Source organism: Rugamonas rubra (assembly GCF_900114705.1).
Classification (GTDB): Bacteria; Pseudomonadota; Gammaproteobacteria; order Burkholderiales; family Burkholderiaceae_D; genus Rugamonas; species Rugamonas rubra.
In genome coordinates this window covers 66,627-80,394 of record NZ_FOTW01000028.1, presented here as the reverse complement: position 1 = coordinate 80,394, position 13,768 = coordinate 66,627, and the positions used below count along the sequence as shown (strand labels likewise).

Sequence of the window (13,768 nt, the reverse complement as noted above, 5' to 3'; positions counted from 1 at the left end):
TCAATTGGCCAGCCGTTCGGCGGCGCGGTTCAGCACGTGGACCACCATGGCGATCGAGTGCGGAATCATTTGCCGGCCGACGCGGCTGCGGTCGGCCTGGTCCTTCGACGACAGCACGATGCCGCCGTTGGCGTAGGAGTAGGTGCCGCCCTGGGTCAACAAGGGACGGATGTCGATGCCGTCGGCCGGCACCGGCGTGTAATCGGCCAGCGCCGCCGTCACCAGCGCCGGATTGTTCAGGTTTTCCTTCTCGTAGTAGTCGAGCACCCACTGCTCCCAGCCGCCGTGGTCGTGCGCCGAGGAGGTCCAGGTGTGGTGCGGCTGCAGCAGGTCGGTGGTGTGCAGCACGAAGCCGAGCGTCTGCGCGGTCGGTTGGGCGAGGAACTGCTGCCACCAGTACTGGCCCAGGTTGTCGATCGGCTGGAACGGCGCCGTCTCGAAGTCGGCGTACTGCGCGGCGTTGGAGCTGCCGCCCAGGCGGTAGTGCGCCTCGGTGACGCCGTAGCTGTTGTACTTGCTGCTGTCGCCGAACAAGCCCTTCAGGCCGCCGGCGCCGTCGTCCAGGTAGTCGCCGTACAGCCAGCCGGCGGCCATGTTGTCGACGTCGCCGGCCACTGCCAGCTTGGCGTAGTTGTAGCCGCCGAAGGGGTTGCCGTGCACGTCGGCGCCCGAGGTGTGGTTCTGGAAGTGCCAGTAGGAGGTGTATTTGACGATGCTGGCGCCGGCGCCCCACACCGGCGCCTGCTGGCAGTTGCCGGTCGAGGCGCCGCACAGGTAGGTGTCGGCGAAGTCGTCGACGTCGTAGGCGCCCTGGCCCAGCGCCTTGGCGAACTGGTCCATGGTGTAGCCGGCGCGCGTCACACCGGCGGCCAGCTTGGCGTAGTTGGTGCTGGCCGGGTTGGCCTTCATGTAGTCGATCGCGTCGAGCACGATGCGGCGGTGGGTCTCCTGCTGCCAGGCCTGGGCCGGCGCCTGCGCCAATACGCCGAGGGCCAGACCGGCCGCCAAAATCGCTGATTTCATCTTTACCCCTGATTGTTTTTTATTGAGAAAGTTGATGCAAGGCAACAAGTCTACAACAGAAAATGGATCGCGGAGTTGCTCTTATGGCATTGAAATGGCGGGTATTTTAGAGCAAACGCACTACTGCTTTGTAATTTTTACAACAGTGTTGGGATAGCGCTACCAACGCTCGTTGGCCCTTGAGGACCGCTACGGTCAGCCAAGCGCGCTAGGCCAGCGACCCGGGCGCAATCACGCCGATGGCGCGGAAGGCGGGCCGGCAGAACAGGTATCCCTGCATCAGCTCGATGCCGGCCGCGCGCAGGAAATCGCGCTCGGCCGGGGTCTCTATGCCTTCGGCCAGCACGCGCACGTCCAGCGCCGTGCAAATCGACACGATGCCGCGCACGATGGCCTGTTTGGCCCGGCTGCTGTCGACGTCGCGCACCAGCTCCATGTCGATCTTGACGATATCGGGCTGGAACTCGGCCAGCAGGTTCAAGCCGGCGTAACCGGCGCCGAAGTCGTCGATCGCCGTGCTGAAGCCGAAGCGGCGGTACTCGCGGAAGATGTTGACCAGGTGCGCCCGGTCCGCCACCTGCTCGCCCTCGGTCACTTCGAAGATGATTCGTTCGATGGGGAAGCCGTACTCGCGCGCCGCGTTGAAGGTGCTGCGGATGCAAGCCTCCGGCCGGTACACGGCGTTCGGCAGGAAATTGATCGACAACAACTCCTGGATGCCCAGCTCGGCCGCGCCGCGTATCGCCTTGACGCGGCAGGCCTGGTCGAACTGGTAGCGGTTGCTGTCGTTCACCTGCGCCAGCACCGACTGGGCCGACTCGCCGTTCGGCCCGCGCACCAGCGCCTCATGGGCGAAAACGCTGGAAGTATGCAGATCGACGATGGGCTGGTAGGCGTACTCGAAGTCGAAACCGAGCGGCACCTCGCTCTTACATTGGCCGCAGCCGGCGGGTCCGGCTTCGTTGGGGGCAATCGGAATCATGGGTGCTACCTCGGGGTGGGAAACGGCGCACCGCCCATGGCCGCGACGCGGCATGGCGCAACGCCAAATACGACCCCGATTGTAGTGCAGATCGGCGGCGGCGGACGGATTGTTGCGCGCCGACCTCAGTATTCGCCGCGCCGCCACGCCAGCCGCGCCAGCAGCAAGCTCGGCACTAACAGCCCGGCGAAGCCGCACAGCACGAAGGCGTAGGCGCCGGCGACGGCGCCGCCGGCGAAGGCCAGCACCGGCCAGCACAGTACGGCGGCGCGCTCCCGGGCGCCGCCGTGGCCGCGCAGCCAGTCGACCAGCTCGATCACCAGCTGGGTCACATTGCCCGTCATGACCGTGGTGGCGGCCCCGCCCGGCATCAACAGCTTGCCGTAGGCGTTCTGCACCGCCATCGCCGCCGCGCACACCATGCCGGTCAACAGCACGACGGGCGCGCCAGGCCGGGCCGAGGGCGCCGCCAGCCAGCCCAACGCGGCGCCGGCCAACAGCAGCAGCAACTGCAGCAGCATGCAGTTGCGCAGCGCCGGCGCGCCCAGGCGCTGCCAGCGCAGCACCAGCGCCCGCGTCAGGCCGACGAACAGCACGAACACGGGGAACACCAGCAGCTTGAGCAGGATGTCGTGGTTGGGCTGCACCAGGGCGCGGCCGATCAGCACGAAGTTCCCCGTCACATGGGCGGTGAAGAGGCCGAACAGGCCGATGAAGCACAGGGTGTCGACATAGCCGGCGACAAAACCCAACAGCGGGCCGTCCATCGGCGCCGCGCCGACCGGCGCCTGGCTGGCCGCCATGTCAGCGCCGCCCGGCCGGGGCCGGCCCTTGTAGGTCGTGCCAGGCCACCAGCAGGAAGGCGCCGGCCAGGCCGAGGTGCTCGTAGAAGCTGTTCGCTGCCATGAAGCGCTCCATGCCGGCCATCTCCCAGTAGCGATTGGCGACCAGCGTGGCGGCCAGCGTGAACAGCGCCAGGAAGCCGGCACCGAGCCAGCGATGGAAGCCGCTCAGGATCAGCGCCGAGGCACCCAGCTCGCCGGCGATGACCAGCGCCGCCAACGGCCAGGCCGGCGCCAGGCCGAAATGGCGCATCTCGCCGACGGCGCCGGCGAAGTCGCTCAGCTTATTGAAGCCGCCCTGCAGGTAGGCGGCGCACAACAACAGCAAACACAGCCAGCGCACTGCGGGCGCACCGGCCAGCGCGCGCAGGCGGCCGGCGAAACCCTGGCCGTCAAGCGCCGCACTTGGCTGGTGTGGTGGCCGCTGCGCTGCCTGCGGTCGTGGTTGCTGCGCGGCTTGCCGCGCTGGCGCTTGCGTTGCCTGCTGCGGCGGTCGGTTCATGGCGTCGCGCTCCATCTCACACCGCCCAGCAGGCGCAGCCCAGCGCGCCCCAGAAGCCCTTCAGGTCGGCGATCGGCAGCTTGCTGGTCCAGGCGGTGGCGTGCTGGTGGCCGTGCACATTGCACTGGTGGGCGCAGCCGCAGGCGGCCTGCTGCTGGCGCCGCAGCAGTTCCTGCTTCTCTTGCTCCTTGCGCGCTGCCGCGCCACGGCCCAGTTGCTCGCCCCAGCCGGCGTAGCCGCCGAAGCGGCGCACCGGCGACCAGTCCGGCATGGCCGGCGGTGGCGCCTGGTCGAGTTCGGCGAACTCGCCGGAGGCGTAGACCACCTTGCCGCCGACGATGGTCAGGCGCGCGCTCATGTCGGCGATCTCGCTTTCGGCGCAGGCGAAGAAGTCGCGGTCCGGCACCATCAAGTCGGCCAGCTGGCCCACCTCGATGCGGCCCTTCTTGCCCACCTCGTTGGAGAACCAGGTGGTGTTCTCGGTCCACATGCGCAGCGCCGTCTCGCGGTCCAGGCAGTTGGCGCGCGGGTACATCTGCATGCCTCCCACGGTTTTACCGGTGACCAGCCAGGCCAGCGACACCCACGGGTTGTACGAGGCGACCCGGGTGGCGTCGGTGCCGGCCGAAACCTTCACGCCGGCCGCCAGGATCTTGGCCACCGGCGGCGTCGCCTCGGCCGCGCCGTGGCCGTAGCGCTCGACGAAGTACTCGCCCTGGTAGGCCATGCGGTGCTGCACGGCGATGCCGCCGCCCAGCGCAGCGATGCGGTCGATCGACTGGTCGGAGACGGTTTCGGCGTGGTCGAAGAACCAGTTCAAGCCCGTCAGCGGGATCTCCTGGTTGACCTTCTCGAACACGTCGAGGGCGCGGCTGATGGTCTCGTCGTAGGTGGCGTGCATGCGCCACGGCCAGCGGTTCTGCGCCAGCACCCGCACCACGCCCTCCAGGTCGTCCTCCATGTTGGCCGGCATGTCGGGGCGCGGCTGGCGGAAGTCCTCGAAGTCGGCCGCCGAGAAGGTCAGCATCTCGCCGGCGCCGTTGTGGCGGAAGTAGTCGTCGCCCTGCTGGTAGGTCGAGCTCTTGGTCCAGTTGAGGAAGTCGTCCTTTTCCTGCTGCGGCTTTTGCGTGAACAGGTTGTAGGCCAGGCGGATGGTCAGTTGGCCGGCGTCGGCTAGCTGTTGGATCACCTGGTAGTCCTCGGGATAGTTTTGGAAGCCGCCGCCGGCGTCCAGCGCGCCGGTCACGCCTAGCCGGTTCAGCTCGCGCATGAAGTGGCGCGTCGAGTTGAGCTGGTACTCCATCGGCAGCTTGGGCCCCTTCGCCAGCGTGGAATACAGGATGGCGGCGTTGGGCTTGGCCAGCAGCAGGCCGGTCGGGTTGCCGGCGCCGTCGCGCAGGATCTGGCCGCCGTGCGGCTCCGGCGTGTCCTTGGTGTAGCCGACGGCACGCAGCGCGGCACCGTTCAGCAGCGCGCGGTCGTACAGGTGCAGGATGAACACCGGCGTGTCCGGCGCCACCGCGTTGAGCTCCTCGATGGTCGGCAGGCGCTTCTCGACGAACTGGTGTTCGGTGAAGCCGCCCACCACCCGCACCCACTGCGGCGCCGGCGTGATCGCCACTTGCGCCTTGAGCATGGCCATCGCGTCGGCCAGGCTGCGCACGCCGTCCCAGCGCAGTTCGAGGTTGAAATTGAGGCCGCCACGGATGATGTGGATGTGGTTGTCGATCAGGCCGGGTAGCACGCGCTTGCCCTTCAGGTCGATGACGCGCGTGGCCGGGCCGGCCAGTGCCATGATCTCGTCGGCGCGGCCGACGCGGCTGAAGCGACCGTCCTTGATGGCCACCGCCTCGGCGTGCGGATTGCCTCGGTCCAGCGTGGTGAACAGGCCGCGATGCAGGATCAGGTCCGGATGGGTGGTGCTGCTGTTAGTGCTCATGTCGGGGGACTCCGGGGTGAAGGGTCAGGCGTCGGCCTTGGCGGTCTTGCTCTTGTCGGCGGCGCCGGGCAGTTGGCCGAAACAGTGCGGCTTGACCTGGTCGCCGAACCAGGCCACCTTGGCCGCCTCCGGCGCGCGCCACTGGCGTACCAGCGGGGGGATTTGTTCGCCCAGCAGGATGCCGAGCAGGCCGACCAGGGCGATCACCGGCGGCGCCGGCGAGCGCACGTCGAGCACGCCGTAGATGACGCCGACCAGCAGTCCCGCCGCCAACGATACCAGGTAAATTTTCATGATGAGGCTCCAATGGATGGGTCGCCGGGGCGGCCGCGCCCGTCCCGCCACGCCGGCCGTTGCGGGACGGGCGCAGCTTGGCGAGGCGCGGCGCGGCCGCGCCGGGCTTAGCCCTCGTGGGCGTTGAACATGGTCTGGGCGTAGATGATGCCCAGGCCGTAGGCGCCGCCGAACTTCTTGGCGATGCCGGTGGTCAGCTCGTAGGTCTCGCCACGGGCCCAGTCGCGCTGCAGTTCTAGCATGTACTGCAGCGAGGTCATCGGACGCGCGCCGGCCTGCACCATGCGGTCCATGGCGCGCTGGTGCGCCTCGGCCGAGACGTCGCCGCAGCAGTCGGCGATCACATACACCTCGTAGCCCTGCTCCAGCGCCGACAGCGCCGGGCCGACGATGCACACCGAGGTCCACAGGCCGGCCAGCACCAGGCGGTCCTTGCCGATGGCGTTGACGCGGGCGATGACGTTGGCGTCCTCCCAGGTGTTCATCGAGGTGCGGTCGCTCACCTCCAGGCGCGGGAAGGCGGCCTTGATCTCGTCGAAGATCGGCCCGGAGAAGCTCTTCTCGGCCACCGAGGTGACGATGGTCGAGACGCCGAAGCCGGCCGCCGCGCTGGCCACCAGGGCGGCGTTGCTGCGCAGGGTGACGGCGTCGATCGAGTGGGTGGCGAAGGCCATTTGCGACTGGTGGTCGATCATGATCAGCGTGTGGTCGTGCGGCGAGATCAATTGCGAACCGGGGGTTGGGGTGGCTTTGATGGACATGGTGGTTTCCTTTGCGTTCAATGAGATGGGATGGGGCTCAGCCCTTGATGAAGGCGAGCATGTCGGCGTTGAGCTTGTCCTTGTGGGTGTCGGTCAAGCCGTGCGGCGCGCCGGCGTAGACCAGCAGCGTGGCGTTCTTCACCAGCTTGGCGGCGGCGCGGCCGGCGGCGTCGATCGGCACGATCTGATCGTCGTCGCCGTGCACGATCAGGGTCGGGATGTTGAACTTCTTCAGATCCTCGCTGAAGTCGGTCTCGGAGAAGGCCTTGATGCAGTCGTAGGTGTTCTTGTGGCCGGCCTGCATGCCCTGCGCGCACCACCAGCTGATCATGCCCTGCGAGACCTTGGCGCCGGGCCGGTTGAAGCCGAAGAACGGGCCGCTGGCGATGTTCTGGTAGAGCTGCGCGCGGTCGGCCAGCGAGCCGGCGCGGATGTCGTCGAACACCTTCAGCGGCAGGCCGCCCGGGTTGGCGGCGGTCTGCAGCATTTGCGGCGGCACCGACGAGATCAGGCCGGCCTTGGCGACGCGCTTGGTGCCGTGGCGGCCGATGTAGCGCGCCACTTCGCCGCCGCCGGTGGAAAAGCCGAACAGCACGGCGTTCTTCAGGTCCAGCTTGTCGATCACCTGGGCCAGGTCGTCGGCGTAGTGGTCCATGTCGTTGCCGTCCCACGGCTGGCTGGAGCGGCCGTGGCCACGGCGGTCGTGCGCCACGCAGCGGTAGCCCTGCGAGGCCAGGAACATCATCTGCGATTCCCAGCTGTCCGAATTGAGCGGCCAGCCGTGGCTGAAGACGATCGGTTGGCCGTTGCGCGGCCCCCAGTCCTTGTAATACAGTTCTACGCCGTCGCGGGTGGTGATAGTGCCCATCTGTTTGACTCCTTTGGAATGTGAATGGTGTGGCGCCTGGGCGGCGCCGGCCTTCTGCGCCGCCATCGCGGCCAGCGGCAGGCCGGCGGTCAGCGCGACGCCGGCCCCCGCGCCGGCACCTGCCAGCAGCACGCTGCGGCGGCGCCGGTTCAATTCCGGCGCCTGGTCTTCTGTTGTCATTGCTTGCTCCCTGGTGGTGGTGACCCGCCGCCGCGCCCTCACGGCGCACCACGGCGAGTACCACCAGCATAGCCAGCGGCGTGGCTTGGCGAATCACCAATACAAGTGAGCGCAGCCTCCCCCCTTGGAGGGAGCCGGCCAACGCGCACACGGCGTTAACTTTGCGTCAAGTCGATGTTAAGATGCCGGCCATGCGATTTCACACTTTCCCATTGCCGGCGCGGCGCCTGGTCGCGGCGCTCGCCCTGCTGTTGACGGTCGGCCCCGGCCAGACCCAGGCACCGCCACAGGCGCGCGCTGCGGCCCCCGCCCAAGCGGCGCCGGGCGCGGCGCGACCGCGCCTGCTCGACGAATTCAGCCACACCAGCTGGGGCGCGCAGGACGGCGCGCCGGTCGACGTGCTGAATTTCGTGCAGACCAGCGACGGCTGGCTGTGGCTGGCCACCGCCACCGGCCTGTTCCGCTTCGACGGCAAGCGCTTCGAGCGGATGGACGCCATCGACGGCAACGCCCTGTCGTCGCCCAACGTGCTGGCGATGTACGCGCCGCCCGAGGGCGGCCTGTGGCTGGGCTACCGCTTCGGCGGCGTCAGCCACTTCCACCACGGCCGCGCCGAGCACTACGGCGTGGCCGAGGGCCTGCCCGACGGCGCCGTGATGCACCTGAGCCGGGCGCCGGACGGCGTGGTCTGGGCCGCCACCCGCGACGGCATGGCGCGCCTGCTGGGCGGCCGCTTCGTGGCGGCCGGCGCCGAGCTGGGCCTGCCCTCGCGCATCGGCCGCCAAGTGATCTTCGACCGCGCCGGCACGCAATGGATCTCGATGCAGGGCGGCGTCTACTTCCGCCGCCGTGGCGAGCAGCGCTTCGCGCCGGCCTGGCCCCGGCTCGACCTGATGGGCATGGGCCTGGCGCCGGACGGCACCTTGTGGGCCTCGGACGCGGTCGACAGCTACTACCGCATGCGCACCTCGGCGCCGCCGGCCGGCACGCCGGCCAAGGCCGAGCTGCCCGGCAGCGGCATGCACTTCGACCGCGACGGCAACATGTGGCTGATGCGCGCCGACAGCGTGCAGCGCCGCCTGCCGGACCGGCCGAATCTGCCGCCGCCGCCGGGCCAGCTGCTGACCCGCGACCACGGCCTGAGCGGCGGCCTGCCGCAATGCTTCTTCCAGGACCGCGAGGGCAATGTGTGGATCGGCACCTCGGCCGGCGTCGACCGCTTGCGCCGCAACCGCCTGGCCACCGTGCCCACCGAGGCCCAGCTGGACCACGCCTTCCTGCTGCCCGGCGCCGGCGGCGGCATGCTGGTGGGCGACCGCGCCGGCCCGCTGCGCCTGTTCGGCCCGGAGGGCCAGCGCGGCGTCCTGGCGCGCGCCTTCGTCTCGGCCGCCTACCGCGCGCCGGACGGCGCCGTCTGGCTCGGCGCCGAGCAGGAACTATGGCGCCGCGACGGCACGCGGATGCGCCGCATCGCCCGGCCGCCGGCCGCCGACGGCTACGACCTGCAGGCGATCAGCCACGGCGGCGGCGCCGACATGTGGTTGTCGTTCTCGCGCGCCGGCCTGTACCTGCTGCGCCAGGGCGACTGGATCAAGAACGGCGGCCTGGCCGGCCTGCCCGACAGCTACGCCGTCAGCCTGTTGACGCAGGACGACGGCGTGCTGTGGGCCGGCTATCCGCGCAACCGCATCGCCCGCGTCGAGGCCGGCGGCGTCGCCGTGTACGACGCCGCCCAGGGCCTGGAACTGGGCGCCGTGCTGACGCTGTACCGGCGCGACGGCCAGCTGTGGGCCGGCGGCGAGCGCGGCGTGGCCTGGTTCGACGCCGCCCGCCGCCGCTTCGTGCCGCTGCGCGGGCGCGACGGCGAGGACTTCCGTGGCGTCTCCGGCATCGTGCGCACCGGCGCCGGCGAGCTGTGGCTGTTCGGCGCCGACGGCCTGAGCCACATCGGCGCCGCCGAGCTGGCCGCCGCGCTGCGCCGGCCCGGCAGCGGCGTCGCCTACGAGCGCTTCGACGCCCACGACGGCCTGGTCGGCGCCGCCGCGCAGATCCGCCCGGTGCCTTCGCTGGTCGAGGCCTCCGACGGCCGGCTGTGGTTGTCCACCGCCAGCCAGATCAGCTGGATCGACCCGGCCGCCATCCGCCGCAACCGGCTGCCGCCGCCGCTGCAGATCCAGGGCGTGACGGCCGACGGCCGCTTCCACCCGCCGCGCGCCGGCCTGGCGCTGCCGGCCAACACCCGCGCCCTGCGGCTCGACTTCACCGCGCTCGGCCTGTCGATGCCGGAGCGGATCGCCTTCCGCTACCGGCTCGACGGCTACGACGCCGACTGGCACGATCCGGGCCGCCTGCGCCAGGCCTTCTACACCAACCTGGCGCCGGGCGACTACACGTTCCGCGTGATGGCGGCCAACGAGGACGGCATGTGGAACCCGCAAGCGGCCTCGCTGCGTTTCAGCATCCGGCCGTCCTTCCTGCAGACCGGCTGGTTCACCGCCCTGTGCCTGGCCGTGGCGGCCGGCCTGCTGTCGCTGCTATATGTGCTGCGCATGCGCCAGGTCACGCGCCAGCTGCAACAGCGCATGGTCGAGCGCCTCGACGAGCGCGAACGCATCGCCCGCGCGCTGCACGACACCTTCCTGCAAAGCGTGCAGGGCCTGATCCTGCGCTTCCAGACCCTGCTCAAGCGCCTGCCGGCCGACGGCGAGGCGCGCGCGCTGGCCGAGAAGATCCTCGACCAGGCCGACGCGGTGATGGTCGAGGGACGCAACCAGCTGACCGGCCTGCGCGTCGAGCCCTCGCACGGCGGCGACCTGCCGCTGGCCTTCGCCCAGTACGGCCAGGCGCTGGAGGAGCAGTACCCGCCGCGTTTCAGCCTGGCGCTGACCGGCGAGCCGATGCCGCTGGCGGAGAACGCCTGCGAAAACGTCTACCACATCGGCCGCGAGGCGCTGCAGAACGCCTTCCAGCACGGCGCCGCCGGCGAGGTGGAACTGGAGCTGATCTACGGCCGCGAGCAGTTCCAACTGCGCGTGCGCGACGACGGCAAGGGCATGGACGAGACGGTGCTGCGCGCCGGCCGGCGGCCCGGCCACTGGGGCCTGACCGGCATGCGCGAGCGCGCCGGCAAGATCCCCGGCGAGGTGGAGTTGTGGAGCGCTCCCGGCAAGGGCACCGAGGTGACGCTGCGGGTGGCGGCGGCGCGGGCCTACGCGCGCGCGCCGGCGCGCACCTGGCTCGGCCGCCTGAACGGCTGGCTGGCGCGCAGCGACAGACTGCGCTAGCCGCAGGGCCGGGCGTCAGATCACGCCGACCGTGCCGCAGGCGCGCAGGTCGAGGATGCCGCGCTCGATGGCCAGCGTGACGGCGTGGGTGCGGTCGCTGGCGGCCAGCTTGGCCAGGATGCTCTTCATGTGCACTTTGACGGTTTCCTCGGAGATGGCCAGCAGCACGCCGATGCGCTTGTTGCTCTGGCCGCCGGCGACCAGTTGCAGCACCTCGAGCTCGCGCTTGCTCAGCGCGTCGACGTGCCAGTGCGCCGCCATGCCGCTGGCCACCGCCGCAGGGATGCAGCGGCGGCCGGCGTGCACGTTGCGCACCGTCGCCAGCAGCTCCTTGCGCAGCATGCTCTTGAGCAGATAGCCGACCGCGCCGGCCTTGATGGCGCGCTGCGCCAGCACATCGCCCTCGTAGGTGGTGAGCACGACGATGCGGGCGTTGGGGAAGTCGCGCCGGATCGCCATGGTGGCGTCGATGCCGTTCATGTCCGGCATTTGGATGTCCATCAGCGTCACGTCGGGCCGCAGCTCGCGGTAGCGCTGTATCGCCTCGCGGCCGCTGGTGGCCTCGGCCAGCAGGCGCATGTCGGCCTCGTCCTCGATGACGCTGGCGATGCCCTCCCTGAACAGCGGATGGTCGTCGACCGTCATCACCGTGATGAGCGGGGCCGCCTCGGTTGCCGGGTGCGCGCTGCTGTCGCTGCCTGTGTTCATTGCGCCTTCCATCTGGTTCTACCGAGCCGCCCAGTGTGTCACAAGATTGCCGTTCCTGCCATACCCCGATAGGGTTAGCGCCCGCTAACCGGATCGGGGGCTGCGCCGCGCCACGCGCGCCGTTAAGCTGCATGCCATGACAGCTTGGCCCACCGGGCCGCTCCCCGCCATGCATGGATTCACCTCGAGTTTTCCCGCCGGCGGCCCCGGCGCCGGCCTACTGCTGCTGCGCCTGGCCGTGGCCACCCGCCTGCTGCTCGACAGCTTGGGCGGGACGCTGCCGCCGTGGTGGTGGCTGCTGCTGGCCCTGCTCATGCTGCTGCTGGGCCTGGGCCTGCTGACGCCGCTGGCGGCGGCGGTCTGCGCCGTCTACCAGGCGCTCAGCCTGTTCAACAACTGGGCCAGCGCCGGGCCGGCGCCGGCCGTGGCGGTGTTCGGCGCGCTGGCGCTGCTGCTGCTCGGCCCCGGCGCCTACGCCCTGGACGCCAAGCTGTTCGGCCGGCGCCGGCTGCTGCTGCCGAAAGATCCATTCACGCCCGATTCGTAAGGGGCATCATTGTTACGGAGAAGTCTATGAATCGCGCTGAAAAAATTCGCGTGCTGGTGATCCACCAGGACGCCATCGTCAACGCCGGCCTGGTGGCGCTGCTGGGCGGCTGCGCCGACATCGAGCTGAGCCTGGACGAGGCCACCGGCGACGGCGTCGACGTGGTGCTGGCCGACTACCGCCAGGGGCTGGCGCGGGTGCGCCCGGCCGAGGGCCACGGCCCGGCGCCGGTGGCGCGCGTGCTGGTGGTGACCCAGCTCGACCGCGAATGGGAGCTGCACACCGCGATGACGGCCGGCGTGCACGGCTATCTGCTGCAAAGCTGCGACGCCGGGCAGCTGCTGGCGGCCGTGCGCGCGCTGGGCCGGGGCCTGCGCTACATCAGCCCGGAGCTGAGCCGCTGCGTGGCCGACAGCTTCTCCCGCGTCGGCCTGACCGGACGCGAGAGCGACGTGCTGCAGTTGTTGGCCGAGGGTTGCTGCAACAAGTCGATCGCGCGCGAATTGGGCATCGGCGTCGGCACCGTCAAGACCCACGTCAAGGGCCTGTTCGACAAGCTCGGCGCCACCGCCCGCACCCACGCGGTGGTGCTGGCGACGCGGCGCGGCCTGGTCGGCGAACCGCGCCGCGGCGGCGCACAGCCGGCCTGAGCACTTAGGCGAAGGCGGCGCCAGCGCCGGCGACGATCTGCTTGCGGCGGTCGACCCGCGCGCCCCACAGGCCGAGCGCGCCGACCGGCAGCAACAGCACCCATTGCGGCAGCCGCAACAGCATGGCCGGGCCGACGTAAATCAGGTCGACCAGGACGAACACCGTGCCAAAGCTCAACCATAGATAGGACACCAGCCGGACCGTGGCCCGCGCCCACGCCGCTGTCGGCCGCAGCGCCAGGCCCAAGGCGAGCGCCGAGATTACCAGCGCCGCTGTGACCAAATGCCAGCAGGCCAGCAGTAGTAGACTGACCTCGGAGGGCAGGCCCGACTGCAGCAGCGGGCCTTCAATCTCGGGCGTGCCGACGAAGGTGTGCAACAGGGCGGTGAAGGTGGCCAGCAGCGTGGCGGCGAGCAGTGGTCGGTTCATGTGTGCTTTCAAAGAGATGAGTCAAAAAAGGCAGGTGTTCATGCCGGACAGGGAAGGTACTGCGAACTAACAAAATGAAGTCAGGCATCGGGCCAGTTGGGCGGCAAGGGCGGCGCCGCCGGCGTCATCAACATCAAGAAGCGCCGCAACATGCGGCTGGAATCGACGCGCTGGCCGCAGGGCAGCACATAGAACAGGCCGACGAAGGTGGCGTACTCGATGCGCGCCAGGTCGAGCGCGTCGGCCGGATCGCCGTGGCCGTTGATCTCGTCGATCAGACCGGCCAGGTAGGCGATGCGGCGCTGGTCTATCGCCGCCACCCGGCCGCCCACGTCGGCATTGCTGGCCGCCCACTGGCGCATGGCGCGCTCGGTGCTGCCGTCCAGCGACAAGGCCAGGCCCGCCAAGGCTTGCCGCTTTTGCCAGGCGCCGGCGGACTGGTCGACCATCCGCATCACGCTCTCGGTGTCGCGCTGTTCCCAGAACGACACCAGCGCGTCGCCGTAGGTCTTGACGTCGGCGAAGTGGTGGTAGAAGGAGCCCTTGGAGCGCCCCACGCTCTTGCACAACTGCTCGACGGTGATGGCCTGCGGGCCGGTCCCGGACAGGAGGCCCAGGCCGGACTCCAACCAGGCGGTGCGCGGCAGCTTGGTTTCCCGGTGCTGAGTAGGTTTTGTGTTTGGCGGCATGGCTTTTCTATCAAGATACATACTATACCGCATAGTATAGTGAAAAACGCCATATTATCAAGAGAAAAA

Annotated in this window: 14 protein-coding genes; 3 read left to right on the top strand and 11 right to left on the bottom strand. The window is 69.6% G+C overall.

The window, feature by feature from the left end:
* The 8 genes from BM252_RS25145 to BM252_RS25110 form a co-directional block, all read right to left on the bottom strand.
* On the bottom strand, positions 1-1,023 hold the full coding sequence (locus tag BM252_RS25145) for a phospholipase (RefSeq protein WP_093390415.1): 1,023 nt from the start codon (positions 1,021-1,023) through the stop codon (positions 1-3).
* A 208-nt stretch (positions 1,024-1,231) separates the two neighbouring features.
* A complete protein-coding gene (locus tag BM252_RS25140; protein WP_093390414.1) occupies positions 1,232-2,005 on the bottom strand; it encodes an EAL domain-containing protein in 774 nt (257 codons plus the stop codon).
* Positions 2,006-2,130: 125 nt separating this feature from the next.
* Positions 2,131-2,808: a YoaK family protein gene (locus BM252_RS25135; protein ID WP_245774436.1), complete on the bottom strand. Its 678-nt coding sequence runs from the start codon at positions 2,806-2,808 to the stop codon at positions 2,131-2,133.
* 1 nt (position 2,809) lies between these two features.
* Complete coding sequence (locus BM252_RS25130; RefSeq protein ID WP_245774440.1) at positions 2,810-3,217, bottom strand: DoxX family protein; 408 nt, start codon at positions 3,215-3,217, stop codon at positions 2,810-2,812.
* Between the two features lie 148 nt (positions 3,218-3,365).
* Positions 3,366-5,288 carry an amidohydrolase gene (locus BM252_RS25125; protein WP_093390413.1) on the bottom strand — a complete coding sequence of 641 codons (1,923 nt, stop codon included), beginning with the start codon at positions 5,286-5,288 and terminating at the stop codon, positions 3,366-3,368.
* 24 nt (positions 5,289-5,312) lie between these two features.
* Positions 5,313-5,582, bottom strand: coding sequence for a DUF1427 family protein (locus BM252_RS25120; RefSeq protein WP_093390412.1), 270 nt, complete (start codon positions 5,580-5,582; stop codon positions 5,313-5,315).
* 107 nt (positions 5,583-5,689) lie between these two features.
* A complete protein-coding gene (locus tag BM252_RS25115; protein WP_093390411.1) occupies positions 5,690-6,343 on the bottom strand; it encodes a hydrolase in 654 nt (217 codons plus the stop codon).
* Between the two features lie 37 nt (positions 6,344-6,380).
* The gene (locus tag BM252_RS25110) at positions 6,381-7,391 is read right to left on the bottom strand and encodes an alpha/beta fold hydrolase (protein ID WP_217429965.1); all 1,011 of its coding nucleotides are present in this window, start codon (positions 7,389-7,391) and stop codon (positions 6,381-6,383) included.
* 191 nt (positions 7,392-7,582) lie between these two features.
* Between BM252_RS25110 and BM252_RS25105 the strand changes: the two genes are divergently transcribed.
* Positions 7,583-10,675: a sensor histidine kinase gene (locus tag BM252_RS25105; protein ID WP_174900676.1), complete on the top strand. Its 3,093-nt coding sequence runs from the start codon at positions 7,583-7,585 to the stop codon at positions 10,673-10,675.
* Between the two features lie 15 nt (positions 10,676-10,690).
* Here BM252_RS25105 and BM252_RS25100 read toward each other — a convergent pair whose 3' ends face one another.
* Positions 10,691-11,383: a response regulator gene (locus BM252_RS25100; RefSeq protein WP_093390409.1), complete on the bottom strand. Its 693-nt coding sequence runs from the start codon at positions 11,381-11,383 to the stop codon at positions 10,691-10,693.
* Positions 11,384-11,519: 136 nt separating this feature from the next.
* Here BM252_RS25100 and BM252_RS25095 point away from each other — a divergent pair, with 136 nt between their 5' ends.
* Positions 11,520-11,930 (top strand): hypothetical protein, encoded by a 411-nt coding sequence (locus tag BM252_RS25095; protein ID WP_217429964.1) that lies wholly within the window; start codon positions 11,520-11,522, stop codon positions 11,928-11,930.
* A gap of 26 nt (positions 11,931-11,956) precedes the next feature.
* On the top strand, positions 11,957-12,580 hold the full coding sequence (locus tag BM252_RS25090) for a LuxR C-terminal-related transcriptional regulator (RefSeq protein WP_093390407.1): 624 nt from the start codon (positions 11,957-11,959) through the stop codon (positions 12,578-12,580).
* A 4-nt stretch (positions 12,581-12,584) separates the two neighbouring features.
* On the opposite strand, the gene BM252_RS25085 is transcribed toward BM252_RS25090, so the two are convergent.
* The gene (locus BM252_RS25085; RefSeq protein WP_093390406.1) at positions 12,585-13,010 is read right to left on the bottom strand and encodes a hypothetical protein; all 426 of its coding nucleotides are present in this window, start codon (positions 13,008-13,010) and stop codon (positions 12,585-12,587) included.
* An 80-nt stretch (positions 13,011-13,090) separates the two neighbouring features.
* Entirely contained in the window at positions 13,091-13,699 is a 609-nt protein-coding gene (locus tag BM252_RS25080) for a TetR/AcrR family transcriptional regulator (RefSeq protein ID WP_174900675.1), read from the bottom strand.
* Between the last annotated feature and the right edge of the window lie 69 nt (positions 13,700-13,768).

Coding starts and splice junctions, on each gene's coding strand:
- BM252_RS25145 (WP_093390415.1), bottom strand. CDS start 1,023: ATGAAATCAGCGATTTTGGCGGCCGGTCTGGCCCTCGGCGTATTGGCG.
- BM252_RS25140 (WP_093390414.1), bottom strand. CDS start 2,005: ATGATTCCGATTGCCCCCAACGAAGCCGGACCCGCCGGCTGCGGCCAA.
- BM252_RS25135 (WP_245774436.1), bottom strand. CDS start 2,808: ATGGCGGCCAGCCAGGCGCCGGTCGGCGCGGCGCCGATGGACGGCCCG.
- BM252_RS25125 (WP_093390413.1), bottom strand. CDS start 5,288: ATGAGCACTAACAGCAGCACCACCCATCCGGACCTGATCCTGCATCGC.
- BM252_RS25120 (WP_093390412.1), bottom strand. CDS start 5,582: ATGAAAATTTACCTGGTATCGTTGGCGGCGGGACTGCTGGTCGGCGTC.
- BM252_RS25115 (WP_093390411.1), bottom strand. CDS start 6,343: ATGTCCATCAAAGCCACCCCAACCCCCGGTTCGCAATTGATCTCGCCG.
- BM252_RS25110 (WP_217429965.1), bottom strand. CDS start 7,391: ATGACAACAGAAGACCAGGCGCCGGAATTGAACCGGCGCCGCCGCAGC.
- BM252_RS25105 (WP_174900676.1), top strand. CDS start 7,583: ATGCGATTTCACACTTTCCCATTGCCGGCGCGGCGCCTGGTCGCGGCG.
- BM252_RS25100 (WP_093390409.1), bottom strand. CDS start 11,383: ATGAACACAGGCAGCGACAGCAGCGCGCACCCGGCAACCGAGGCGGCC.
- BM252_RS25095 (WP_217429964.1), top strand. CDS start 11,520: ATGACAGCTTGGCCCACCGGGCCGCTCCCCGCCATGCATGGATTCACC.
- BM252_RS25090 (WP_093390407.1), top strand. CDS start 11,957: ATGAATCGCGCTGAAAAAATTCGCGTGCTGGTGATCCACCAGGACGCC.
- BM252_RS25085 (WP_093390406.1), bottom strand. CDS start 13,010: ATGAACCGACCACTGCTCGCCGCCACGCTGCTGGCCACCTTCACCGCC.
- BM252_RS25080 (WP_174900675.1), bottom strand. CDS start 13,699: ATGCCGCCAAACACAAAACCTACTCAGCACCGGGAAACCAAGCTGCCG.